This is a genomic window from Gordonia sp. GONU, assembly GCF_024733855.1.
Classification (GTDB): Bacteria; Actinomycetota; Actinomycetes; order Mycobacteriales; family Mycobacteriaceae; genus Gordonia; species Gordonia amicalis.
In genome coordinates this window covers 270568-293594 of record NZ_JANRHB010000001.1, presented here as the reverse complement: position 1 = coordinate 293594, position 23027 = coordinate 270568, and the positions used below count along the sequence as shown (strand labels likewise).

General features: G+C 69.1%; 20 protein-coding genes and 1 pseudogene. 17 read left to right on the top strand and 4 right to left on the bottom strand.

What is annotated here, in order from left to right:
* Window positions 1-120 precede the first annotated feature (120 nt).
* Genes mqo through NWF34_RS01325 form a run of 6 tightly spaced genes read left to right on the top strand, consistent with a single transcriptional unit; the run spans window position 121 to window position 7787 of the window.
* A complete protein-coding gene (gene mqo / locus NWF34_RS01350; protein WP_024498425.1) occupies window positions 121-1647 on the top strand; it encodes a malate dehydrogenase (quinone) in 1527 nt (508 codons plus the stop codon).
* Window positions 1648-1679: 32 nt separating this feature from the next.
* Window positions 1680-2171: a GNAT family N-acetyltransferase gene (locus tag NWF34_RS01345; protein WP_024498426.1), complete on the top strand. Its 492-nt coding sequence runs from the start codon at window positions 1680-1682 to the stop codon at window positions 2169-2171.
* The gene (locus NWF34_RS01340; protein WP_024498427.1) at window positions 2168-4060 is read left to right on the top strand and encodes a VWA domain-containing protein; all 1893 of its coding nucleotides are present in this window, start codon (window positions 2168-2170) and stop codon (window positions 4058-4060) included. The genes NWF34_RS01345 and NWF34_RS01340 overlap by 4 nt, the downstream gene beginning before the upstream one ends.
* Window positions 4061-4084: 24 nt before the next feature.
* The gene (cobO, locus tag NWF34_RS01335; RefSeq protein WP_191834430.1) at window positions 4085-4702 is read left to right on the top strand and encodes a cob(I)yrinic acid a,c-diamide adenosyltransferase; all 618 of its coding nucleotides are present in this window, start codon (window positions 4085-4087) and stop codon (window positions 4700-4702) included.
* Entirely contained in the window at window positions 4696-6141 is a 1446-nt protein-coding gene (locus NWF34_RS01330; protein ID WP_248664779.1) for a cobyrinate a,c-diamide synthase, read from the top strand. The genes cobO and NWF34_RS01330 overlap by 7 nt, the downstream gene beginning before the upstream one ends.
* A 14-nt stretch (window positions 6142-6155) precedes the next feature.
* A complete protein-coding gene (locus tag NWF34_RS01325) occupies window positions 6156-7787 on the top strand; it encodes a GAF domain-containing sensor histidine kinase (protein WP_024498430.1) in 1632 nt (543 codons plus the stop codon).
* A 19-nt stretch (window positions 7788-7806) separates the two neighbouring features.
* Here NWF34_RS01325 and NWF34_RS01320 read toward each other — a convergent pair whose 3' ends face one another.
* On the bottom strand, window positions 7807-8472 hold the full coding sequence (locus tag NWF34_RS01320; RefSeq protein WP_191834428.1) for a response regulator transcription factor: 666 nt from the start codon (window positions 8470-8472) through the stop codon (window positions 7807-7809).
* 255 nt (window positions 8473-8727) lie between these two features.
* On the opposite strand from NWF34_RS01320, the gene NWF34_RS01315 reads away from it, so the two are divergent.
* From NWF34_RS01315 to NWF34_RS01300, 4 genes and pseudogenes are all read left to right on the top strand, one after another.
* A complete protein-coding gene (locus tag NWF34_RS01315) occupies window positions 8728-9723 on the top strand; it encodes an acyl-ACP desaturase (protein WP_191834427.1) in 996 nt (331 codons plus the stop codon).
* Window positions 9720-10009 (top strand): annotated as a pseudogene (locus tag NWF34_RS01310) (hypothetical protein). Before NWF34_RS01315 ends, NWF34_RS01310 begins: the two are co-directional and overlap by 4 nt.
* A gap of 54 nt (window positions 10010-10063) precedes the next feature.
* Complete coding sequence (gene cobA / locus NWF34_RS01305) at window positions 10064-11263, top strand: uroporphyrinogen-III C-methyltransferase (RefSeq protein ID WP_191834426.1); 1200 nt, start codon at window positions 10064-10066, stop codon at window positions 11261-11263.
* A gap of 80 nt (window positions 11264-11343) precedes the next feature.
* Window positions 11344-12846, top strand: a complete 1503-nt coding sequence (locus NWF34_RS01300) for a DHA2 family efflux MFS transporter permease subunit (RefSeq protein WP_096273843.1) — start codon at window positions 11344-11346, stop codon at window positions 12844-12846.
* Between the two features lie 7 nt (window positions 12847-12853).
* On the opposite strand, the gene yaaA is transcribed toward NWF34_RS01300, so the two are convergent.
* Window positions 12854-13636 carry a peroxide stress protein YaaA gene (yaaA, locus tag NWF34_RS01295; RefSeq protein WP_191834425.1) on the bottom strand — a complete coding sequence of 261 codons (783 nt, stop codon included), beginning with the start codon at window positions 13634-13636 and terminating at the stop codon, window positions 12854-12856.
* On the opposite strand from yaaA, the gene NWF34_RS01290 reads away from it, so the two are divergent.
* Window positions 13635-15365, top strand: a complete 1731-nt coding sequence (locus NWF34_RS01290) for a proline--tRNA ligase (protein WP_024498437.1) — start codon at window positions 13635-13637, stop codon at window positions 15363-15365. The genes yaaA and NWF34_RS01290 overlap by 2 nt on opposite strands.
* Before the next feature lie 20 nt (window positions 15366-15385).
* Here NWF34_RS01290 and NWF34_RS01285 read toward each other — a convergent pair whose 3' ends face one another.
* Both NWF34_RS01285 and NWF34_RS01280 read right to left on the bottom strand, forming a co-directional pair.
* On the bottom strand, window positions 15386-15856 hold the full coding sequence (locus tag NWF34_RS01285; protein WP_096273847.1) for a ferritin-like domain-containing protein: 471 nt from the start codon (window positions 15854-15856) through the stop codon (window positions 15386-15388).
* Window positions 15853-16356, bottom strand: a complete 504-nt coding sequence (locus NWF34_RS01280) for a hypothetical protein (protein ID WP_051349600.1) — start codon at window positions 16354-16356, stop codon at window positions 15853-15855. Before NWF34_RS01280 ends, NWF34_RS01285 begins: the two co-directional genes overlap by 4 nt.
* Before the next feature lie 115 nt (window positions 16357-16471).
* Between NWF34_RS01280 and rimP the strand changes: the two genes are divergently transcribed.
* The 6 genes from rimP to NWF34_RS01250 all read left to right on the top strand — a co-directional run bounded on the left by rimP (window position 16472) and on the right by NWF34_RS01250 (window position 23007).
* Window positions 16472-17041: a ribosome maturation factor RimP gene (gene rimP / locus NWF34_RS01275; protein WP_096273849.1), complete on the top strand. Its 570-nt coding sequence runs from the start codon at window positions 16472-16474 to the stop codon at window positions 17039-17041.
* 69 nt (window positions 17042-17110) lie between these two features.
* Entirely contained in the window at window positions 17111-18121 is a 1011-nt protein-coding gene (nusA, locus tag NWF34_RS01270) for a transcription termination factor NusA (protein WP_006436405.1), read from the top strand.
* 103 nt (window positions 18122-18224) lie between these two features.
* Window positions 18225-18479: a YlxR family protein gene (locus tag NWF34_RS01265; RefSeq protein WP_024498441.1), complete on the top strand. Its 255-nt coding sequence runs from the start codon at window positions 18225-18227 to the stop codon at window positions 18477-18479.
* A 132-nt stretch (window positions 18480-18611) separates the two neighbouring features.
* A complete protein-coding gene (gene infB, locus NWF34_RS01260) occupies window positions 18612-21497 on the top strand; it encodes a translation initiation factor IF-2 (RefSeq protein WP_024498442.1) in 2886 nt (961 codons plus the stop codon).
* A gap of 107 nt (window positions 21498-21604) precedes the next feature.
* Window positions 21605-22054 (top strand): 30S ribosome-binding factor RbfA, encoded by a 450-nt coding sequence (gene rbfA / locus NWF34_RS01255; RefSeq protein ID WP_006436409.1) that lies wholly within the window; start codon window positions 21605-21607, stop codon window positions 22052-22054.
* Window positions 22051-23007 (top strand): bifunctional oligoribonuclease/PAP phosphatase NrnA, encoded by a 957-nt coding sequence (locus tag NWF34_RS01250; protein WP_024498443.1) that lies wholly within the window; start codon window positions 22051-22053, stop codon window positions 23005-23007. The genes rbfA and NWF34_RS01250 overlap by 4 nt, the downstream gene beginning before the upstream one ends.
* Window positions 23008-23027: the final 20 nt, after the last annotated feature.

The following is a 23027-nucleotide window of genomic DNA, read 5'->3' as shown; positions in this document are numbered from 1 at the left end:
CCATGGGGCCGTCGGGGTGTCGCGGATACCACAGTTGAGCAGCTCGATTCTGTGACAGAACGTGCCATGCTGGACAATGGCCGATGAAAAGATCGTTGATCAGCTTGAAGTGGAGTCCAGGTGTCGAAAACGGTGATCAAGACCGATGTGGCGTTGGTGGGTGCGGGCATCATGAGTGCCACCCTGGGAGCGCTGCTCCGGCAGCTGCAGCCCGATTGGTCGATCAGCCTGTTCGAACGGCTCGACGCGGCCGCCGCCGAGAGCAGCGACCCGTGGAACAACGCCGGTACCGGGCACTCGGCGCTCTGCGAGCTCAACTACACCCCCAAGACCGCCGACGGCGACGTCGACATCACCAAGGCGCTCAACATCAACGAGCAGTTCCAGGTGTCGCGCCAGTTCTGGGCACATGCTGTCGACAACGGCATCCTGGGTGATCCCTCGGAGTTCATCAATCCGATCCCGCACGTCGCCTTCACCCACGGCGACGCCGGCGTGAAGTACCTGCGCAAGCGCTACGACAACCTCGCCGGCCAGACCCTGTTCGAGGGCATGGAGTTCATCGACGACCCCGCCGAGTTCACCAAGCGTCTCCCGCTCATGTCGGCCGGTCGCGACTTCTCCGACCCGGTCGCGCTGAACTGGTTCGACCAGGGCACCGACGTCGACTTCGGTGCGCTCACCCAGCAGCTGCTCAACTACGTCGCGCAGGGTGCCGACATCTACTTCGGTCACTCGGTGACCAACCTCTCGAAGCAGTCCGACGGCAGCTGGATCGTCAAGGTCCGCAACGGTCGTACCGGAGACACCCTGAAGGTCCACGCGAAGTTCGTCTTCGTCGGTGCCGGCGGCGGTGCGCTCCACCTGCTGCAGAAGTCGGGCATCAAGGAGGCCAAGGGCTTCGGCGGCTTCCCGGTGTCGGGTGAGTTCTTCCGCTGCACCAACTCCGAACTGATCGGCGAGCACCACGCCAAGGTCTACGGTCAGGCCGCCGTCGGTGCGCCGCCGATGTCGGTGCCCCACCTCGACACGCGCGTCATCAACCACAAACCGGGTCTGCTGTTCGGCCCGTACGCCGGTTGGTCGCCCAAGTTCCTCAAGTCCGGCAAGATCACCGACCTCCCTGCCTCGATCAAACCGGGCAACCTGCTGCCGATGGTGTCGATCGCGCCGCAGGAGTTCGGTCTGCTCAAGTACCTCATCGGCGAGCTCGCCGCGAACAAGGCCGATCGCGTCAACACGCTGTCGGAGTTCGTGCCGCGTGCGCTCGGCGCGGACTGGGAGCTCATCACCGCCGGCCAGCGTGTCCAGGTGATCCGCAAGACGGGTGTCGGCGGCAAGCTCGAGTTCGGTACGGCCGTCGTGACCTCCGAGGACGGCACCATGTCCGGCCTACTCGGTGCGTCCCCCGGCGCCTCGACCGCGGTCCCGGCGATGCTGTCGGTGCTCGAGAAGTGCTTCCCGGCCGAGTACGCCGGCTGGTCGTCGAAGCTGACCGAGCTCATCCCGTCGTTCGGCCAGAAGCTCAATGGCAACCGTGACCTGTACCGACAGGTGTGGGACTGGACCAACAAGTCGCTGCGGCTGACCGGTCGTGACGCGAGCACCGTCGAGACCGACGCGCTCGCCCCCGCCACCGCGGGGTGATCCGCGGCGGCCATCTGTGCTAACCACGACACATGAGCCCGCAACCGCAGGAACATCAGCGACCACAGGTACATCGCAGTACGGCTGCCGACATCGACGCGGCGACGCTGTATCGCATCCTGAGGCTTCGGGTCGACGTCTTCGTCGTGGAGCAGGCCTGTCCGTACCCGGAACTCGACGGGCGTGACCTGGAGCCGACGACCCGCCAGTTCTGGATCACCGACAGCGCTGACGGTGACGTCGTGCTGGCGACCCTGCGCCTCCTCGACGAGCCGCCGGGTGCCGACGGTGGGCCCGTGTACCGGATCGGCCGTGCCTGTACGGAACGCGCGCATCGTGGCCGCGGTCTGGTCTCCCGGCTCCTGACTGCCGCGCTGGACGAGGTCGGCGAGCACCCCTGCCGGATCGAGGCACAGGCCTATCTGACCGAGATGTACGGAAAGTTCGGATTCGTCGCCGACAGCGACGAATACCTCGAAGACGGGATCCCACACGTGTCGATGCTCCGCCCCGGTTCGCGATGACCGAGATCTCCGAGCAGACCCCGGTACCGGTCCGCTACCCGTTCAGTGCGGTCGTCGGGCAGGACCGGCTCAAGCTCGCCCTCATCCTGTCCGCGATCTCACCGGGCATCGGCGGCGTCCTCATCCGCGGCGAGAAGGGGACCGCCAAGTCGACGATCGTGCGCGGGCTCGGACCGCTGATCGGTGGCGACGACCGGTCGGGGCGCGTCGTCGAACTGCCGATCGGGGCCACCGAGGACCGCGTGATCGGTTCACTCGACCTGACCTCCGTGCTGCGCGACGGCCGCGCGGAGTTCACCCCGGGACTTCTCGCCCGAGCGCATCGGGGCGTCCTCTACATCGACGAGGTCAACCTCCTCGCCGATCATCTCGTCGACGTCCTGCTCGACGCCGCGGCCAGCGGACGCGTGACCATCGAGCGGGACGGTGTTTCCCACACGCAGGCAGCAGATTTCGTACTCGTCGGCACGATGAACCCGGAAGAGGGAGAGCTGCGCCCGCAGCTGCTCGACCGCTTCGGTCTCGCGGTCGACGTCGCGGCCGGCAAGGACCTCGACGAACGAGTCGAGGTCGTCCGGCGGCGGATGGCGTTCGACGCCGACCCGGCCGGGTTCGCGGCGGAACACCTCGCCATCGAACACGAACTCGCACAGCGGATCGACGAGGCCCGCCGAGCGGTGGGCGGGGTCGAGGTCCCGACGCGTGAGCTGCGCCGGATCGCAGGCATCTGCGCGCACCTCGACGTCGACGGGCTCCGCGGCGACATCGTCGTGGCGCGTACCGCCGCCGCACACGCGGCCTGGCGCGGGGCGACCACGGTGTCCGAGGAGGACGTGCGGGCCGCCGTCGAACTCGCCCTGCCGCACCGCAGGCGCCGCAACCCGTTCGACGAATCCGGCCTGTCCACCGACCAGCTCGACGACGCGATGTCGGCCGGTCAGGATGCCGCCGGTCCCGAATCCCCCGAACCTCCCGACGACGACCCGACCTCACCCGGGGGCGGCCCGGACGGTGGCGCGCCCGCCCCAGGTGATCCTTCGGAAACCTCTGAGGCGCAATCGGATTCAGAAACGCAGTCGCAACCGGCGCCGGGGCCCGCCTTCGGTGCCGCGCCGAGGCCGACGGGGCGTCGCGTACGCGCACTCCGCGTCTCCGGGGTGGGGGACGGAGACCCGGGACGCCGGTCGAAGGCGCGCAGCCGGCGCGGCCACACCATCCACGCGGTCGACTTCGAGGACGGCCGGCCGGTGCACCTGTTCGCCACCGTCCTCGCCGCGGCAGGTCGGGCACCGCAGTCGTCGGTCCGGATCGCCGCACCCGACCTGCGCTCCGCCGAGCGTATCGGCCAGGAGGCGAATCTCGTTGTCTTCGTGGTGGACCTGAGCGGTTCGATGACCGCCCGGCGTCGGCTCACCGCGGTCGCGGAACTGTGCGTGGAGATGCTGCGGGATTCCTACACGCGTCGCGACCGGGTCGCCGTCGTCGTCGCCCGCGGCGGTTCGGCGACGCTGGCCGTGCCGCCCACCAAGTCGGTGGACATCGCGGTGCGCCGCCTCGCCGAGATCCGTACCGGTGGCCGTACGCCGCTGGCCGAGGGGCTGACGCTGGCCGGTGACGTCGTCGAACGCTGCCGGCGTACCGAGCCGAACCGGCGACCGCTCCTGGTGGTCCTCACCGACGGTCGGGCCACGTCGGGCCGGGACGCACCCGCACGCGCGCGGCTTGCGGCGTCGGTGATCCGGCGCCGCGGGATCGAGTCGGTGGTCGTCGACTGCGAGCAGGGGATGGTGCGACTCGGTCTCGCCGCCGACCTCGCCGGACACCTCGGCGCCGAGTTGCTGACCATGGACGAGCTGTCCGCGACCGCGCTGACGCGCGGCGCGGCCTGAGTCCGCCGAAGAAGGAGACAACCAGTGCCCCAGGGGGTTCCCGCGTCGGTTCCCGACGACGGTCTGACCACGCGCCAGCGTCGTAACCAGCCGGTTCTCGCCGTCCACACCGGAGACGGGAAGGGGAAATCCACCGCCGCGTTCGGGATGGCGATGCGCGCCTGGAACGCCGGGATGCGGGTCGCCGTCTTCCAGTTCGTCAAGAGCGCCAAGTGGAAGGTCGGGGAGGAGTCGGCGTTGCTGACCCTCGGACAGTGTCACACCGACACCGGCGCGGGCGGTCCGGTCGAGTGGCACAAGATGGGCCAGGGCTGGTCGTGGTTGCGGGCCAATACCGAGCACGCCGACGACCACGCCGCCGCGGCGCGAGCCGGCTGGGCCGAGATCGCCCGGCGGCTCGACGCCGGCGAACACGACTTCTACGTCCTGGACGAGTTCACCTACCCGCTCGACTGGGGTTGGGTCGACACCGATGAGGTCATCGAGACCCTCGCCCGCCGCCCCGGGCGTCAGCACGTCGTCATCACCGGCCGACGCGCGCCGCAGAAGCTGATCGATACCGCGGACCTCGTGACGGAGATGCGCAAAATCGCCCACCCGATGGATGCCGGCCGTAAGGGTCAGAAGGGCATCGAGTGGTAGCGGCCGCGGGCGGAGTGCCCACCGTCGTGATCGCCGCGCCGTCGTCGGGCAGCGGCAAGACGACGGTGACGACCGGCCTCATCGGCGCGTTGCGCGCGGCCGGTCACCGGGTGGCACCGTTCAAGGTCGGTCCCGACTACATCGACCCCGGCTATCACGCCGTCGCCGCCGGGCGTCCGGGCCGCAACCTGGACCCGAACCTGGTGGGCGAGGACCTGATCGCGCCCCTGTTCGCCCATGGCTCGATCGGAGCCGACATCGCCGTCGTCGAAGGGGTGATGGGCCTGTTCGACGGCCGGATCACCGGCGATGAGGTCGGCGCAGCCGGCACCGACGCGCTGGGCATCGGCTCGACCGCGCACGTGGCGTCGATCATCGGTGCGCCCGTCGTGCTGGTCGTCGACGCCGGCGGACACAGCCAGTCCCTCGCCGCAGTGCTGCACGGGTTCCTGTCCTACGACTCCTCGGTGCACATCGCCGGGGTCATCCTCAACCGGGTCGGCTCGCCGCGGCACGAGATGGTGCTGCGCCAGGCGTGCGCTCGCGTCGGTGTTCCGGTGTTCGGAGTGGTCCGACGCGATCCGTCCCTGACCGTGCCGTCCCGTCACCTCGGACTCATCCCCGCGGCCGAACGCAGCGCCGACGCGGTCGCCGCGGTGGCGTCGATGACCCATCACCTGCGGGGCTCCCTCGACCTCCCGGCGATAGTGGCGGCAGCGCGGCAGCGCCGGAGTCCCGACGCCGCACCGTGGTCGGCGGCCGAGGCACTCGCTCCCTATGTGGACGGCGCCCCGGCCCCGGCTGCGCGGCCCGTCGTCGCCGTCGCCGGGGGAGCGGCGTTCACCTTCGGTTATGCCGAACACGCCGAGATGCTGCGTGCCGCGGGCGCCGAGGTGGTCGCCTTCGACCCACTCTGTGACCGACTTCCGCCGGATACCGCCGGAGTCGTCATCGGTGGTGGCTTCCCCGAGGAGCACGCCGAGGAACTCGGCGCCAACGTCGAACTGCGTGCCGACCTGCGTGCGCACGCGGCTGCCGGCCGGCCCATCCATGCCGAATGCGCGGGTCTGGTCTATCTGGCCGAACACCTCGACGGACGTCCCATGAGCGGTGTCCTCGACATCGCCGGCAGCTTCGGGCCGAGGCTGACGCTGGGTTACCGCGACGCGGTGGCCGTGTCCGACTCGGTGCTGTTCCGTGCCGGGGAGCGCGTCACCGGGCACGAGTTCCACCGCAGCACCGTGACGACCGGGGAGGGAGCAGCGACGCCCGCATGGGCGTGGCGCGATGCCGAAGGTCGAAGCGCCACGGACGGCGTCATCACCGCCGCGGTCCACGCGTCGTATCTGCATCTGCATCCGGCGGCCATCCCGGAGGCGCTGCACCGCTTCCTGGCCCGAGTAGGCTCCAGATCGTGCACGATGCCGACCAACTGTTAGACGCAGGTTCCCCGATGACGGCACGCCGACTGCGCGAGACCCTTGACGCGTTGGCCACCCACGGTGCCGACGACCCCGATCTGCTGCGTCAGCTCCTCGAGGCCGTGCTCGTCGTCGGGCAGGGCGTCGAACTCGACCGCGCGTTGCAGCGCATCGTCGAGGTGGCCGCCGGTCTGGTGGATGCGCAGTACGGAGCGCTGGGTGTGCGCGGTCCCGACGGTGGTCTCAGCGAGTTCGTCCACATCGGGATCACCGATGCGCAGCGGGCGACGATGGGGCATCTGCCGGTGGGCCGGGGCGTACTGGGACTGTTGATCGACGACCCACGACTGCACCGCATCCACGACCTCGGCGCACATCCGACCTCGGTCGGGTTCCCGCCGAATCACCCGCCCATGCACACCTTTCTCGGTGCGCCGATCCTGGTGCGCGGCGAGGTGTTCGGCAGCATCTACCTCACCGAGAAGCGTTCGGCCGACGACTTCTCCGAGGTCGACGAGACGGTCGTCGCCGTACTCGCGGTGGCCGCGGGAATCGCCATCGACAACGCCGGACTCTTCGAACGCGCGCGGACCCGGCATCGCTGGATGCAGGTGCTGGCCCGTCGCGGTTCGGAACCACTGGCCGGTATCGCGTTGTCCGACACCATGTCCCGGATGTGTGTCGACGTCGCCGACCTGGTGGGCGCGGTCGACGTCTTCCTCGTCACCGAACTCGACGGCGAGGTGGAGTTGCGTGGTCACACCGGTGACCGTCTCGAGATCGACAGCTTCACCGCACCGCCGGCGAACGCCCTGGCCGTTCTGCGCGCGGGCTCGATCGCGCCGTCGCTGGTTCGCCGCGGGGCCCGTTGGACGTCGGTGCAACCGCTGCAGCGCGCGTCGGGAGCGTTCGGCTGGATGCTCATCACCCATCGTGACCGGCCGTACTGGGACGAGGAGGAGATCGCCGGACTGGCCGGTGTCGCCGAGATCGCCTCGCTGGCGGTGGTCTACGCCGAACAGCAGCAGATCGCCCGCGATCTCGAGGTGCTCGAGGACCGCCACCGCATCGCGCGGGATCTCCACGACCACGTCATCCAGCGGCTCTTCGCGGTCGGCATGTCGGTGCAGACCCTGCTGGCCGGATCGACCGATCCCGCTGCCGCCACCGCGCGTCTCGAACAGATCATGACCGACCTCGATCGCACGATCGCGCAGATCCGGACCTCGATCTTCGATCTTCAGACGGCGACGGCCAACGCCGACGGTTCGACCCTGCGTCGGCGCGTCCTCGACATCGTCTCCGAATTGTCCGGGCATGCGTCGATCTCGCCGAGCGTCGAGTTCGACGGTCCTGTCGACACCGTGGTGCCGGACACGCTGGGACCGCACATCGACGCGGTGCTGCGCGAAGGGCTCAGCAACGCCTTGCGCCATGCGCAGGCCGACCACATCGCGGTGGCGGTCCGAGCCGACGACGTGCTGACCGTCGAGATCACCGACGACGGCGTCGGCATCGGCACCGACGTCACCTACCGCGGTCTGGAGAACCTGACCCGGCGCGCCGAGGAGTGTGACGGGACGTTCAGCGTGGTCACCCGTCCGCGCGGCAACCGCGACGAGGGCGGGACAACACTCACCTGGTCGGTGCCGTTGATCGGTTGACGCCGGTCGGCTCCGCGGATCAGCCCTTGGGGTCGCGGAGTTTGGTCGCCATCACCGCGACCTGGGTTCGGCGCTGCATGTCCAGCTTGCCGAGGATGCGGGACACGTAGTTCTTGATCGTCTTCTCCGCCAAGAACATCCGTTCGGCGATCTGCCGGTTGGTCAGACCCTCCCCGATGAGGTTGAACACCTCACGCTCCTGATGGGTGAGCTCCTCGAGAGGGTCCTTCTCGGCCTGCTTGCCGTCGCGCAACTTGGCCAGCAGGGCAGCGGTCGACCGGTCGTCGAGCAGCGAACCGCCCTGTCCCACGGTGCGGACCGCGGCCACCAGGTTGTGGCCGAGGATCTGTTTGAGCACGAAGCCCGACGCGCCGGCGAGGACCGCGGCGAGGAGGGCGTCGTCGTCGGCGTAGCTCGTGAGCATCAGGCACTTCACGTTCGGGTCGGCGGCGCGGACGTCGCGACAGAGTTCGACGCCGTTGCCGTCGGGCAGACGGACGTCGAGGACCGCCACGTCGGGCTTGGTCGCGAGGATGCCGACCAGGGCCTCACCGACGGACGCGGCCTCACCGACGACCTCGATGTCGTCAGCGGTGCCGAGGAGGTCGCGGAGTCCACGTCGGACGAGCTCGTGGTCGTCGACGAGGTAGACGCGGACCGGGGCGGGGGTCGAATCGTCAGCCATGGTCTGAACGTACCGGACCGTCTCAGCTGCGAGAACTCACGACGCGGGTGCTGTGTCGACGGCGACAGTGACATTGTGTCGCCGGCAACAGTGACATTGTGTCGCGGGCGACAGCGTCCCGACCGGATTCGCGACGTCGGGCCCCAACGATGCGGGACTTTCTCCCCACGAGCAACACCCGTCTCCGGGAGCAGAGTGGTTGTCGACGGATTCTCGATCCGCCTGTCCACCCCGAACTTCGGACCAGGAGAGCACGTGACCACCCTCATCGGACCCCCCGAAACGATCGACAACGGGATGACCGGATCGGACCTGCTGCGCGAACTGCTACCCGTGTGCGAGACCGAGGTGGAGCGTCACATGCGGATGACCAAGGACTGGCATCCGCACCATTACGTGCCGTGGGACGAGGGCCGGAACTTCGCGATGCTCGGCGGCATCGACTGGGACCCCGAACAGTCGCAGCTGTCGGAGACCGCCAAGGCCGCGATGATCACCAACCTGCTCACCGAGGACAACCTGCCGTCCTACCACCGCGTCATCGCCCAGAACTTCAGCCTCGACGACGCGTGGGGCTGGTGGGTCGGCCGCTGGACCGCCGAGGAGAACCGCCACTCCGTGGTCATGCGCGACTACCTGGTCGTCACCCGCGGCGTCGACCCGGTGGAACTCGAAGAGATCCGGATGGCCCACATGACGGCGGGTTTCAATCCGCTGCCCGAGGACGACGGACAGCGGGACCACAGCTTCGACATGCTGTACGCCGTGGCGTATGTCAGCTTCCAGGAACTCGCGACCCGCGTCTCGCACCGCAACACCGGCAAGGCCTGCGGCGACCCGATCGCCGACCGCATGCTGCAGCGCGTGGCCGCCGACGAGAACCTGCACATGCTCTTCTATCGCAACATCGTGGCCGGTGCCCTCGACCTGGTTCCCGACCAGACGATGGCCGCCGTCTACGCGATCGTGTCGAACTTCCAGATGCCCGGCGCCACGATGCCGAACTTCCGGCGCAACGCGGTACTGATCGCCAAGGGCGGTATCTACGACCTGCCCCAGCACATGTCCGAGGTGGTCATGCCGGTGCTGCGCAAGTGGCGCATCTTCGAGCGCGACGACTTCGGTCCGCTCGGTGAGCACTACCGCGAACTGCTCGCCGACTTCCTCGAGCAGATGAACGTCAAGGTCGAGAAGTTCGAGGCGTCGCGCGAACGCGCCCTGCAGCGCGAGCGGGCACGGAGCCGGGCATGACTCTCGCGGAGCCGGTCGGGATGGATGGGTTCGGGAGTTCCGTGGGCGCGGATGCGTGCGGTTGTGACTCCGGGTTCGTCACGGCGATCTCGATGGCCGAGGCGGCCGCGGACCGGAACCCGGCCTGGTGGAACGAGATCCGGACCAGCGCCGACGACGCGCTCGACGCGGCCTACTGCAGCTCCAAGCTGCTCGGTGCGCTGATCCAGCGGCCGCCCACCGGCTCGGCGTCCCGGCCGCCGACATCTGGGGCCACATCCGCCGCACCGGCGAGCTGCCGCTCTAGATCACACCGGCTGAACACCGAGGGCCAGGTCTCGGCCCGGTAGTGTCACCTCCCATGTCTGGTCACTACCTCGTCGGCCTCGATCTCGCGGGCCGCAGGGTCGTCGTCGTCGGCGGCGGGTCCGTCGCACAGCGACGACTGCCGAACCTCATCGCGGCCGGAGCCGACGTACACGTCATCGCCATCGACCCCACACCGGCCGTCGAATCGTTCCAGGGCATCACTGTGACCCGCCGTGCGTACGCCGACGGTGATCTCGCCGGAGCGTGGTACGTGATGGCGTGCACCGACGATCCCGACGTCAACGCGGCCGTCGTCGCCGAGGCCGAACGCCGCCACACCTTCTGCGTGCGCGCCGACGACGCCCGGTACGGAACCGCGGTAACCCCCGCCTCCGGCCGCCACCGCGACGTACAGTTCGGCGTCCTCGCCGGCGGCGACCACAAACTGTCGGCGGCACTGCGCGCCGCGATCAGCCGAGCGCTGTCCGACGGTTCGCTGTCGGTCGCCGACGCCGCGCCGCACGCCGCGGGTGTCGCCCTGGTCGGTGGCGGTCCCGGCGACCCCGATCTCATCACGGTGCGCGGCCAGCGGCTCCTCGCCGAGGCCGACGTCGTGGTCGCCGACCGGCTGGCGCCGCCCGAGTTGCTCGCCGAGCTGGGCCCGCAGGTCGAGGTCATCGACGCCGCGAAGGTGCCCTACGGACGCGCGATGAAGCAGGAGGCCATCAACGACGTCCTCGTCACCAAGGCGAAGGAGGGCAAGTTCGTCGTGCGGCTCAAGGGCGGCGACCCGTACGTCTACGGCCGCGGCTTCGAGGAGCTGCAGGCCTGTGTCGCCGCCGGCGTGCCGGTGACCGTCGTGCCCGGCATCAGCAGCTCGATCGCCGCACCCGCATCGGCCGGCATCCCGGTGACTCACCGCGGCGTCACCCACGAGGTGGTCATCGCCTCCGGCCACGTCCCGCCCGGACATCCCGACTCGCTGATCGACTGGTCGGCGATGGGCAGGTTGCGCGGCACACTCGTGCTGATGATGGCCGTCGAGCGTGTCGACCTCTTCGCCGACGCCCTGCTCGAGGCCGGCCGGCCCGCCGACACCCCGGTCGCCCTGATCGAGAACGGATCCCTGCCGACGCAGCGCCTGCTGCGCACCGACCTCGCGCATGCCGCCGAGGTCGCGGCCGCGGAGGGACTGCGCCCGCCGGCCATCGTCGTCATCGGTCAGGTCGCCGGATTCACCGAGGGCTCCTGAGCCCGCACATCGGGTGAGCGGGGGCACCGAACCAACAGGGATTGGCACATCGGCGCGCTCGGCCGGTACCGTCGTGCCTTATGTCGACTCCCGGATCCGTGCACGCTGGAACTGTGGACAACTCTCAGTTCCGTCCGGTCTTCGGACTGCCGATCCTGGTGCTGTCCGGAATGCAGCTGCTCATGGTGCTCGACGGCACTGTTGCAGCACTGGCCCTGCCACGCATCCGTGACGCGCTGAGCCTCTCCGAATCGAGCGCCAACTGGGTCATCAGCAGCTACGTGCTGGCCTTCGGCGGACTGATGCTGCTGGGCGGCCGTCTCGGTGACACCTTCGGTCGCAAGCGGATGTTCATGGTGGGCGTCGTGGCGTTCACCCTCACCTCGCTGCTCTGCGGACTGGCGTGGAACGAGGCGAGCCTGATCGTCGGCCGCGCGCTGCAGGGCGCGTCGGCGGCGGTGGCCGCGCCCACCGCGATGGCGCTGGTCGCGACCACCTTCGCGCCGGGTAAACCCCGTAGCCAGGCCTTCGCGATCTACGCGGCGATGACGGGTGTCGGCTCGGTGGCCGGACTGATCCTCGGCGGTGTGCTGACCGAGGTGTCGTGGCGCCTCGTGTTCCTCATCAACGTGCCCATCGGACTGGTCGTCGTCATCGGTGCGATGCTCGCGCTGCGTGAGTCGCAGGGGGAACGGCTGCCCCTCGACGTCCCCGGCGCGGTGCTCGGCACCCTCGGCTGCACCCTGCTGGTGCTCGGTGTCAACGAGGGGCCCAACGGGTGGGACTCGCCGGTCGTGATCGTCTCGTTCGTGCTCGGCGCACTGGCCCTCATCGCCTTCGTGATCGTCGAGCGCCGCGCTTCCAATCCGATCCTGCCGTTCTCCCTGTTCGACAACAGCTCACGCGTCGCGGCACTGCTGGCGATCCTGTTCGCCAGCATGATCATGATGTGCATGGCGGTCTTCATCTCGCTCTACCTGCAGGGCATCTTGAAGTACTCGCCGATCCAGAGTGGTCTGGCGGTCGTCCCGTTCGCCTTCGGTCTCGGAATCGCCGCGGCGATCGCGTCGAAACTCGCCCTGATGGTCCAGCCCCGCTGGCTGGTCCTGGTCGGCGGTGCGGTCATCCTCGCCGGCTGCTTCTATGCGTCGTCGATCGCCACCGATGCGCCCGATTACTTCCCGGGCATCTTCATCCCGGTCGTCGTGATCGGCTTCGGTGTGGGGCTCGCGGTGATCCCGCTGACCCTGTCCGTGGTCGCCGGCGTCGGCCCCCACGAGATCGGTCCGCTGACCGCCCTCGCACAGGTCGCCCAGAACCTCGGCGGCGCTGTCGGCCTGGTCGTGGTCGGTGCGCTGGTGACGTCGCGGGCGCTGTCCAAAGGCGGCACCACCGAACCGGTCGAGACCATGAATCCCGCCCAGCTGGCGGCCCAGGCGGAGGGTTACGGTCTCGCCTTCGCGGCCTGCGCCGGGATCGCGGTCATCGCCGCGATCGTGGTCCTGTTCATGCGGTTCACCCCTGAGCAGGTCGCCGAGGGGCAGGCGGCCCAGGAGGCCGCCGACGCAGGCGTCGACAAGTGACCGACGATCAGTCGGTGAGCACCACGATCTGATCGGGTGCGGCGATCTCGACGCGCTGACCCGCGTCGGACAGCACGGCGGCCAGTCCGTTGACGTCCCGCACGTTCCGCCGCGTCCGGACCAGCTCGCGGGCCATCAGGCCCTTGTAGTGCTTGTTGAAGTGACTCACGACCTTGCGTGAGCCGTCGGGCTGTTCGGTCATCACCGTTGCGGTGACCGCGCTGCGGACGGGGCCCAGCTGCTGGTAGACGCCCGAACGAAGATCGATGACGAAGTCGTCGACCGCGTCCAGCGCGGGCGAGAGCTCCGGCTTCCAGATCGACGCGAGCGTCGCCATACCGGGGAGCTTCGATCCGCCCGAGAGCCGGTAGGCGGGGATCGCGTCGGCGGCCCGCACCACACCGAACAGTGCCGATCCGATGGCCAGCCGTTCGGTGGCCTTGGTCTTGCCCGCCTTCGTCAGCGAGGCGTGGTCGAGGGCGTCGTAGAGGACGCCGGTGTAGCGCTCGATGGCGGGACGGGTGGGGGAGAGCCACAGGTCGGCGTTGCGGTCCACCTCGGCGAGCTGGGTGGCGCCCAGGCCGAGCGCCGAGCGGCTCGCGTCGAGGTCGCCGGCGAGGTCGACGATCGCCTCGCCGATCCGTTTGCGGACGGGGTTCAGCTCGGGAAAGGACAGGGTGTCCAGGTCGAGGGGAGCCCCGTGCCCACCGTCGGATTTGGTCTCGGAGGGAGGCAGGATGACGAGCACCGGAACACCATAACTAAGCTGGTTTGTCGTGATCACACGCATGTCGACCCTGTTCCTGCGGACCCTGCGCGACGACCCGGCCGATGCCGAGGTGCCCAGCCACAAGCTGCTGGTGAGAGCGGGCTACGTCCGCCGCGTCGCGCCCGGTGTCTACTCCTGGCTGCCGCTGGGTCTGCGCGTGCTCAAGGCCATCGAGAACGTGGTGCGCGAGGAGATGAACGCGATCGGCGGCCAGGAGATCCTGCTGCCGGCGCTGCTGCCGCGTGAACCGTACGAGGCGACCAACCGCTGGACCGAATACGGCGACGCGCTGTTCCGCCTCAAGGACCGCAAGGGTGCCGACATGCTCCTCGGGCCCACGCACGAGGAACTCTTCGCGACGCTGGTCAAGGGCGAGTACTCGTCCTACAAGGACATGCCGGTCATCCTGTACCAGATCCAGACCAAGTACCGCGACGAGGAACGGCCCCGCGCGGGCATCCTCCGCGGTCGCGAGTTCGTGATGAAGGACGCCTACTCCTTCGACCTCGACGACGACGGCCTCAAGAAGGCCTACAACCTGCATCGCGAGGCGTACCAGAAGATCTTCGAACGCCTGCAGATCAAGTACGTCATCGTCTCTGCCACGTCCGGCGCGATGGGCGGCAGCGCCTCCGAGGAGTTCCTGGCCGAATCCGAGGTCGGCGAGGACACCTTCGTGCGGTGCCTGGAGTCGGGTTACGCGGCGAACGTCGAGGCGGTCGTGACGCGTGCGCCCGAACCGAAGCCGATCGACGGCCTGCCCGAGGCCGTGGCACACGACACCCCGGACACCTCGACGATCGAGACCTTGGTGACGTGGGCGAACGAGACCCTCGACGGTGAGTTCGCCGCGGCCGACACCCTCAAGAACGTGATGGTGAAACTGCGTGCGCCGGGCAAGGACTGGGAGATCGTCGGCGTCGGCGTCCCCGGTGACCGCGAGGTCGACATGAAGCGTCTCGAGGCATCCGTCGAGCCGGCCGAGGTCGAGTTGCTCACCGACGCCGATTTCGCCGCCAACCCGTTCCTCGTCAAGGGGTACATCGGACCGAAGGCCCTGGCCGCCAACGGTATCCGTTATCTCGTCGACCCCCGTGTGGTCGACGGCACGTCGTGGATCACCGGTGCCGACGAGCCCGGACGCCACTACGTCGGCCTCGTCGCCGGCCGTGACTTCACGCCCGACGGCACCGTCGAGGCCGCGGAGGTCCGCTACGGCGATCCGTCGCCGGACGGCGCCGGAGTGCTGGTGAGCGCCAAGGGCATCGAGATCGGGCACATCTTCCAGCTCGGCCAGAAGTACACCGATGCCTTCGAGGTCGACGTGCTGGGCGAGAACGGCAAGCCGGTCCGGCTGACCCAGGGGTCCTACGGCGTCGGCGTGTCACGTCTGGTGGCGGTCATCGCGGAGCAGTCGCACGACGACAAGGGACTGCGCTGGCCGAAGACCGTGGCGCCGTTCGCCGTTCACCTCGTCATCGCGAACAAAGACGAGGCCGCGATCTCCGGTGCCGAGCAACTCGCCGCCGATCTCGATGCCGCCGGACTCGAGGTTCTCCTCGACGACCGCAAGGCGTCGCCCGGCGTGAAGTTCAAGGACGCCGAGCTCCTCGGCATGCCGACGGTGGTGGTCGTCGGACGCGGTTACGCCAACGGCACCATCGAGATCCGCGACCGCTTCACCGGTGAGACCACGGAGGTGGCCGTCGACGGGGCGGTGGACGCGATCGCCGCGGCCGCCCGCGCCTGAGAATCAGCCCCTGCTTGTGATCAACCCGAGACAGGCGACCCCGGGAACGCGACCGTGACCGGGGTTTCCTGCAGCAGCGCCCGCCAGGTGGCGGCGCGGACCGCGCAGTCCGACAGGCCGTCGACGCCGATCCGGCGGCCGGACTCGTCATCGGCCTGCTCGAGCAGGGCCCGGTATGCCGTCGTGCAGTCCACCTCGGCCGCGAGTGCGGCCTGTGCGGCGGATTCGGGATCGGTGACCTGCACGGGGAGCGTGTAGCCCGCCGCGGCGAGCGGCGGGGTGCCACCGGCGGCGGAGATCGTCCGCTCGATCTCGTCACGACGGGCACGGTGCTCGGCGGCGTAGTCGCCGACCATGCGACGACGCGCGGCCGCGACGTACGCGGTGATCACCCCGTAGGCGAAGATCGCGGCGTTCTCGGCATCGGCCGCGACGGCGAGCGGATCGCCGCTGTCGGCCACGGGCGACGGGGACGGGACGGGTGTGGTCATGCCAGTTGCACCTCTCGCATCGAGGTCACGGCGGCCGCGACCGATCCGACCAGTCCGGCCGGGTACCCGGACAGGGAGATCGCCACATTGCGGGCCTCGCCCGACGACCGCTCGAGTTCGGCCCGCAGGCTCACGAGGGTCGGCGGTGCGGCGGGTGCGGGTGACGTCGAGGGTTGCGGCTCGTCGACGGTCGCCGCGACCTCCTGGTCGAGACGGATGATCTCCTCCCGCAGCGCCCGCGCATGCTCGGCGCGCTGATCGGCCACGACGGTGAGCGCCGCCGTATACCCGGGTTCGGCGGTCGCGAGCGAGCGAGCGCTCTTCTCGTCGGCAAGAGCGCTGCGCACGAGGGGTACCAGTCGCTCGGCGGTGACGGTCTCCTCCGACGGTCCGGTGCTGCAGCCTGCAACGCCGACGACTCCCAGGCCGGCCACCGCGACCCCGAAAACGAGTCCGCCGCGCAGCACGGTGCGCCGATCCAATGTGGTCACGCGACACATGATGCCAGCCGCGAAACCGAGGTGGTCGGGGCATGCCCGTCGATCCACTAGGATGTGTCAGGCAACGACGTGCGAAACCAGGCACGGCCCGACAACTGAAGACGAGGGGAGTGGCATGCCGATCAGCCCGCCGCAGGTGAGTGAACTCGTCGAAAAGCTTGTCGCAGAGCAAGGTTTCGACCTCGAGGACGTCACCGTCAACCGGCGCGACGGCCAGGACGAACTGACGATCGTCGTCGACCGCGACGGCGGCAGCGACCTCGACGTCCTCGCCGACCTGTCCAACCGGATCTCCGAGGTCCTCGACGCGGTTCCCGAACTCGCCGAAGGCGACCCCTACGTCCTCGAGGTGACCTCGCCCGGGGTCGACCGCCCGCTGACTCTTCCGCGCCACTGGCGCCGCAACGCCGGTCGCCGCGTCGCCGTCGACGTGGCCGCGCGGGAGGGGAGTGAGGCCCGCTCCGTGACGGGCCGCATCGGCAAGCTCACCGGCGAGACCGTCGAGATCGTGATCAACCACCGCGGGCGGATCGCGGTCGAGTCCATCCCGCTCGACGCGGTGACGACAGCGGTCGTGCAGGTCGACTTCTCGCAGCCGAGCGTGACCGAACTCGAACTCTGCGGCCTCGACGCCGACGAGATCGAACGCCGGCGGGCGCGAGACCGGACGCAACTGAACAACTGAACAACCACTGACGAGAGAACAGCAGCGACAAGTGAAAAGCGGGGGACAAGTGAATAGGAGCCAGATCGCATGAACATCGACATCGGCGCACTGCGCATGATCGAGGCCGACAAGGGCATCTCGATCGAGACGGTCATCACCGCCATCGAGACCGCCCTGCTGACCGCCTACCGTCACACCGACGGCTTCGCGCCGCACGCGCGGGTCGACATCAACCGCAAGTCGGGTGCCGTCCGGGTGATGGCGCAGGAGGTCGACCAGAACGGCGACGTCGTCCACGAGTGGGACGACACCCCCGAGGGCTTCGGCCGGATCGCGGCCACCACCGCGCGCCAGGTCATTCTGCAGCGGCTGCGCGACGCGGAGAACGAGAAGAACTTCGGTGACCTCGTCGCCCACGAGGGCGAAATCGTCGGCGGCGTCGTCCAGCAGGACTCCCGCGCCAACGCCCGCGGCATGGTCGTGGTCCAGATCGGCAGCGACGCCAACAGCACCGAGGGCGTCATCCCGCCCGCCGAGCAGGTACCCGGCGAGGTCTACACCCACGGTGACCGCATCAAGTGCTACGTCGTCGGCGTGAGCCGCGGCCCCCGCGGACCCCAGATCACGCTCTCGCGAACCCATCCGAACCTGGTCCGCAAGCTGTTCTCACTCGAGGTGCCCGAGATCGAGGACGGCTCGGTCGAGATCGTCGCGGTCGCCCGCGAGGCCGGCCACCGCTCCAAGATCGCCGTGCACACCGGTGTGGCCGGGCTCAACGCCAAGGGTGCCTGTATCGGCCCGATGGGACAGCGCGTGCGCAACGTGATGAGCGAACTCGCCGGCGAGAAGATCGACATCATCGACTACGACACCGATCCCGGGGTGTTCGTGGGGAATGCGCTGTCGCCTGCGAAGGTTGTATCGGTCACCGTGGTCGACGCGGCCGCGAAGGCGGCCCGCGTCGTCGTCCCCGACTATCAGCTCTCCCTCGCCATCGGCAAGGAAGGGCAGAATGCCCGGTTGGCCGCCCGGCTGACCGGTTGGCGGATCGACATCCGCTCCGACGCCGCGCCTGCGGTCGAAGGAGCCGCCGAGTGACGCGTGTGACAGCCGATTGTTCGCGACCGGCACGATCGCGCTAGACTGATCGATGGTTCAGCGTTCCGCCCCCCGCACGTCAACCAACCACAGGCCCGTCCGGATGTGTGTCGGTTGTCGGCAACGGGCAGAGATCACCGAGTTGGTACGCGTCGTCGCGCAGAAGTGTGACGACACCACCGGCCTCGTGGTCGATCCCGCGAAGACCATGCCGGGACGTGGCGCTTGGTTGCATGCGAGGGCGGAGTGCATCTCTGTCGCGACGCGACGCAGGGCCTTCGCCGCGGCACTCCGGACCCCCGGTCTGACCGCGGACCCGGAAGATCTCGCCGAACAGCTCGGCGTGATCACCCACTAAAAGATGGCTCCTCGGAGCCGGAACAGGTTGCAGAAGACATGAGCACACCGTGAAGTCCCCACGATGAGCATGTACCGGACATAAATCGAGGCCGTAGCGGGTTAGCCGCTTGGCCTCCAACAAAGGAGAGCAGTGGCAGGCAAAGCCCGCGTGCACGAACTGGCCAAAGAGCTCGGCGTGACGAGCAAGCAGGTGCTCGAGCGCCTTAAAGAACAGGGCGAGTTCGTCAAATCGGCGTCGTCGACGGTAGAGGCCCCAGTGGCCCGTCGACTGCGTGAATCATTCCCAGGCAAGGACGGGGTGAGCAAGGACGGCGGTTCGTCGTCGGCACCCGGTCCTCGCCAGTCGGCCAAGCCCGGACCCAAGCCGTCCGGTGCGCCGAAGCCCGGAGCCGCCCCGGCAGCGCCGGCGGCGGGTCGTCCCACCCCGGGACCCCAGTCCACCGCGCCCCAGACCGGCGCACCCCAGACCGGCGCACCCCAGACCGGCGCACCCAAGCCGGGCGGCCCGAAGCCGGGTCCAGCCCCGGTCGAGACCCCCGCACCGGCTGCGGCCGAGCGTCCCAGTCCGGCCCCCGCCCCAGGCGGTCCCAAGCCGGCACCGGCACCTGCGGCCCCGGCCGCGTCGGCAGCTCCCACGCCGCCGACCAAGGCCCCGGGTCCCCGTCCCGGCCCCAAGCCCGGCCCGCGTGCTCCGCGCGTCGGCAACAACCCGTATTCGTCGGCCCCGGCTCCCGCGCCGCGCCCGGCGGCTCGTCCCGGCCCCGGCCAGGGCGGTCCGCGTCCCGGTGGCGGTCGTCCCGGTCCCGCCGGCCAGGGCGGACCCCGTCCCGGTGGCGGTCGTCCCGCACCCGGCCAGGGTGGTCCGCGTCCCAACCCGGGCAACATGCCCCCTCGCCCCAGCCCCGGCGCGATGCCCTCGCGCGCGGCGCGTCCTGACGCCCGTCCGGGTGGTCGCGGCGGTGCCGGCGGCGGCCGTGGCGGAGGCGCCGGCGGCGGCGGTTACCGCGGCGGACCCGGTGGCGGCGGCGCACCCGGTGCACCCGCAGGTGGTGGCTTCCGCGGTCGTCCCGGTGGCGGCGGCGGTCGTGGCCGCGGCGGTGCAGCCGGTGCGTTCGGTCGTCCCGGCGGCGCCCCCCGCAAGGGTCGCAAGTCGAAGCGCGCAAAACGCGCCGAGTACGAGAGCATGCAAGCACCGGCCGTCGGTGGCGTCCGGCTGCCGCGCGGCAACGGCGAGATCATCCGTCTCGCACGTGGTGCCTCGCTCTCCGACTTCGCCGACAAGATCGACGCCAACCCGGCATCGCTGGTCCAGGCGCTGTTCAACCTCGGCGAGATGGTGACGGCGACCGAGTCGGTCAACGACGAGACGCTCGAGCTGCTGGGCTCGGAGATGAACTACCGCGTCCAGGTCGTCAGCCCGGAGGACGAGGACCGCGAGCTGCTCGGCAGCTTCGACCTCACCTATGGCGAGGACGAGGGCGGCGAGGAAGATCTCGAACAGCGCCCGCCGGTGGTCACCGTCATGGGCCACGTCGATCACGGTAAGACCCGACTGCTCGACACGATCCGTAAGGCGAACGTCCGCGAGGGCGAGGCCGGCGGTATCACGCAGCACATCGGTGCCTACCAGGTGAACACCCACCTCAACGGTGAGGATCGCCTGATCACGTTCATCGATACCCCGGGTCACGAGGCGTTCACCGCCATGCGTGCCCGTGGCGCGAAGGCGACCGACATCGCGATCCTCGTGGTCGCGGCCGACGACGGCGTCATGCCGCAGACGGTGGAAGCGGTCAACCACGCCCAGGCGGCCGACGTCCCGATCGTGGTCGCGGTGAACAAGATCGACAAGGAAGGTGCGGATCCGCAGAAGATCCGCGGACAGCTGACCGAGTACGGTCTGGTGCCCGAGGAGTACGGCGGCGACGCGATGTTCGTCGACATCTCGGCCAAGCAGGGCGAGAACATCGACGCACTGCTCGAGGCCGTGCTGCTCACCGCGGACGCATCGCTCGACCTGCGTGCCAACCCGGACATGGATGCCCAGGGTGTCGCCATCGAGGCGCACCTCGACCGCGGCCGTGGCCCGGTGGCGACCGTGCTGGTCCAGCGCGGCACCCTCCGCGTCGGCGACTCGATCGTCGCCGGTGACGCCTACGGTCGTGTCCGTCGCATGGTCGACGAGCACGGCGAGGACGTCCCCGAGGCACTGCCGTCGCGTCCGGTCCAGGTCATCGGTTTCACCTCGGTCCCCGGTGCAGGTGACAACCTGCTCGTGGTCGAGGAGGACCGCATCGCCCGGCAGATCGCCGACCGTCGCAACGCGCGCAAGCGCAACGCGCTGGCCGCGCGCAGCCGCAAGCGGATCAGCCTGGAAGACCTGGATTCGGCTCTCAAGGAGACCAGCCAGCTCAACCTCATCCTCAAGGGTGACAACTCGGGTACGGTCGAGGCCCTCGAAGAGGCCCTGCTGGGTATCGAGATGGGCGACGAGGTGTCGCTGCGCATCATCGACCGCGGTGTCGGTGGTGTCACCGAGACCAACGTCAACCTGGCGGCGGCATCGGATGCGATCATCATCGGCTTCAATGTCCGCGCGGAGGGCAAGGCCACCGAGCTGGCCAACCGCGAGGGTGTCGACATCCGGTACTACTCGGTGATCTACCAGGCCATCGACGAGATCGAGAGCGCGCTCAAGGGCATGCTCAAGCCGATCTACGAAGAGGTGGAGCTCGGCCGCGCCGAGATCCGCGCCATCTTCAAGTCGTCGAAGGTCGGCAACATCGCCGGTTGCCTCGTCCAGTCGGGCATCATGCGCCGCAACGCGAAGGCGCGCCTGCTGCGTGACAACGTCGTGGTCGCCGAGAACCTCACCGTGTCCTCGCTCAAGCGCGAGAAGGACGATGCCACCGAGGTTCGCGAAGGCTACGAATGTGGTCTCACGCTGACCTACTCGGACATCAAGGTGGACGACGTGATCGAGACCTACGAGCTGCAGGAGAAGCCGCGCGACTGATGCGCGTGGGCTCCGAGCTCTCGTAAGAAAACTCTCGACCCGCTGCCGTGCGCGTCGTTCCCGACCAGGGGACGGCGCGCACGGCACCGCTTACGGAAGGACTCCCGATGGCTGATCCAGCACGGGCACAGCGACTGGCCAAGCGGATCTCGACGATCGTCGCCTCGGCGATCGCCTCCGAGATCAAGGACCCGCGCCTGGCCTACGTGACGGTCACCGACACCCGCGTGACCAATGATCTGCACGACGCGACCGTCTACTACACGGTGATGGGTGAATCCATCGACGCCGAACCCGACTACGACGCCGCCGCGGCCGGACTGGCCAAGGCGACCGGCGTGCTGCGGTCCAAGGTCGGTGCCGGAACCGGCGTCCGCTTCACCCCGACCCTGCGTTTCGTCCTCGACACGGTGCCCGACGCGGCTCGTCAGATGGAGGAGCTCGTCGCACGCGCCCGCGCCAACGACGAACTCGTCGCACGGCGTCGGGCAGAGGCGTCACCGGCCGGTGACGCCGATCCCTACCGTTCGGCAGACGACGCCGGCGACGACGAGTGAACGCTTCGGCGAGTGCCGCGATCGCCGCAGAGCTGGCGACCGCATCGGCGGTGACCATCTGCTGTCACGTCCGCCCGGATGCGGACACGATCGGCAGCGGTCTCGCACTGGGACTGGCCCTCGACCGGCGTGGCGTCGACGTCGAGGTGTCCTATCCCGGTGCCGAACAGCTACCGGCATCGCTCGGCGGTCTGCCCGGCAGCAAGCTCCTGTGTTCACCGAACCAGGTGATCGGGCACCCGGTGGTGGTGTCGGTCGATGCCGCGAACCTCGAGCGCCTCGACTCGCTGGGCGCCGTCTTCAGTGCGGCCGACACCTCGATCACCATCGACCATCACGCGTCGAATCCCGGTTTCGGCGACCTCGATCTCATCGACCCGGCCGCCGACTGCACGTCGGTCCTCGTGCTCGACGTCCTCGACGAACTCGGGGTCGATCTCGACGCCGACATCGCCACCTGTATCTACGCCGGGCTGACCACCGACACCGGGTCCTTCCGCTGGGCCCGACCGCAGTCCTTCCGGATCGCGGCGCGCCTGCTGGAGACCGGCGTCGACGCACGCAAGTGGAGCCGCATCCTCTTCGATTCGCATCCGTTCGAGTGGTTCGCCATGATGTCGGACGTGCTGGCGTCGGCGAAGCTGGTCCCGTCGGCGTGCAACGGCGAGGGACTCGTCTACGCGATCGTCGACCAGCGGGCCCTCGCCGGAATGAGCTGGGAAGAGTCCGAGAGCGTCGTGGACACCATCCGGACCGCCCGCGACGCCGAGGTGGCCGCGGTGTTCAAAGAGAGTGCGCCCGGCGTCTGGACGGTGTCGCTGCGGTCCAAGGACGTCGTCGACCTCGTTCCGATCGCCCGCGCCCATGGCGGCGGCGGACATCGGCAGGCGTCCGGTTACAGCGACACCGGCACCGCCGACGAGGTGGTCGCGAGATTGTTGGAGTCGCTCTGAGCGATGATGCGGGTGTCGCG

Coding starts and splice junctions, on each gene's coding strand:
- nusA (WP_006436405.1), top strand. CDS start 17,111: ATGAACATCGACATCGGCGCACTGCGCATGATCGAGGCCGACAAGGGC.
- NWF34_RS01265 (WP_024498441.1), top strand. CDS start 18,225: ATGTGTGTCGGTTGTCGGCAACGGGCAGAGATCACCGAGTTGGTACGC.
- NWF34_RS01300 (WP_096273843.1), top strand. CDS start 11,344: ATGTCGACTCCCGGATCCGTGCACGCTGGAACTGTGGACAACTCTCAG.
- NWF34_RS01280 (WP_051349600.1), bottom strand. CDS start 16,356: ATGTGTCGCGTGACCACATTGGATCGGCGCACCGTGCTGCGCGGCGGA.
- NWF34_RS01325 (WP_024498430.1), top strand. CDS start 6,156: ATGACGGCACGCCGACTGCGCGAGACCCTTGACGCGTTGGCCACCCAC.
- yaaA (WP_191834425.1), bottom strand. CDS start 13,636: ATGCGTGTGATCACGACAAACCAGCTTAGTTATGGTGTTCCGGTGCTC.
- NWF34_RS01285 (WP_096273847.1), bottom strand. CDS start 15,856: ATGACCACACCCGTCCCGTCCCCGTCGCCCGTGGCCGACAGCGGCGAT.
- NWF34_RS01340 (WP_024498427.1), top strand. CDS start 2,168: ATGACCGAGATCTCCGAGCAGACCCCGGTACCGGTCCGCTACCCGTTC.
- NWF34_RS01345 (WP_024498426.1), top strand. CDS start 1,680: ATGAGCCCGCAACCGCAGGAACATCAGCGACCACAGGTACATCGCAGT.
- rimP (WP_096273849.1), top strand. CDS start 16,472: ATGCCGATCAGCCCGCCGCAGGTGAGTGAACTCGTCGAAAAGCTTGTC.
- NWF34_RS01320 (WP_191834428.1), bottom strand. CDS start 8,472: ATGGCTGACGATTCGACCCCCGCCCCGGTCCGCGTCTACCTCGTCGAC.
- rbfA (WP_006436409.1), top strand. CDS start 21,605: ATGGCTGATCCAGCACGGGCACAGCGACTGGCCAAGCGGATCTCGACG.
- cobA (WP_191834426.1), top strand. CDS start 10,064: ATGTCTGGTCACTACCTCGTCGGCCTCGATCTCGCGGGCCGCAGGGTC.
- NWF34_RS01290 (WP_024498437.1), top strand. CDS start 13,635: ATGTCGACCCTGTTCCTGCGGACCCTGCGCGACGACCCGGCCGATGCC.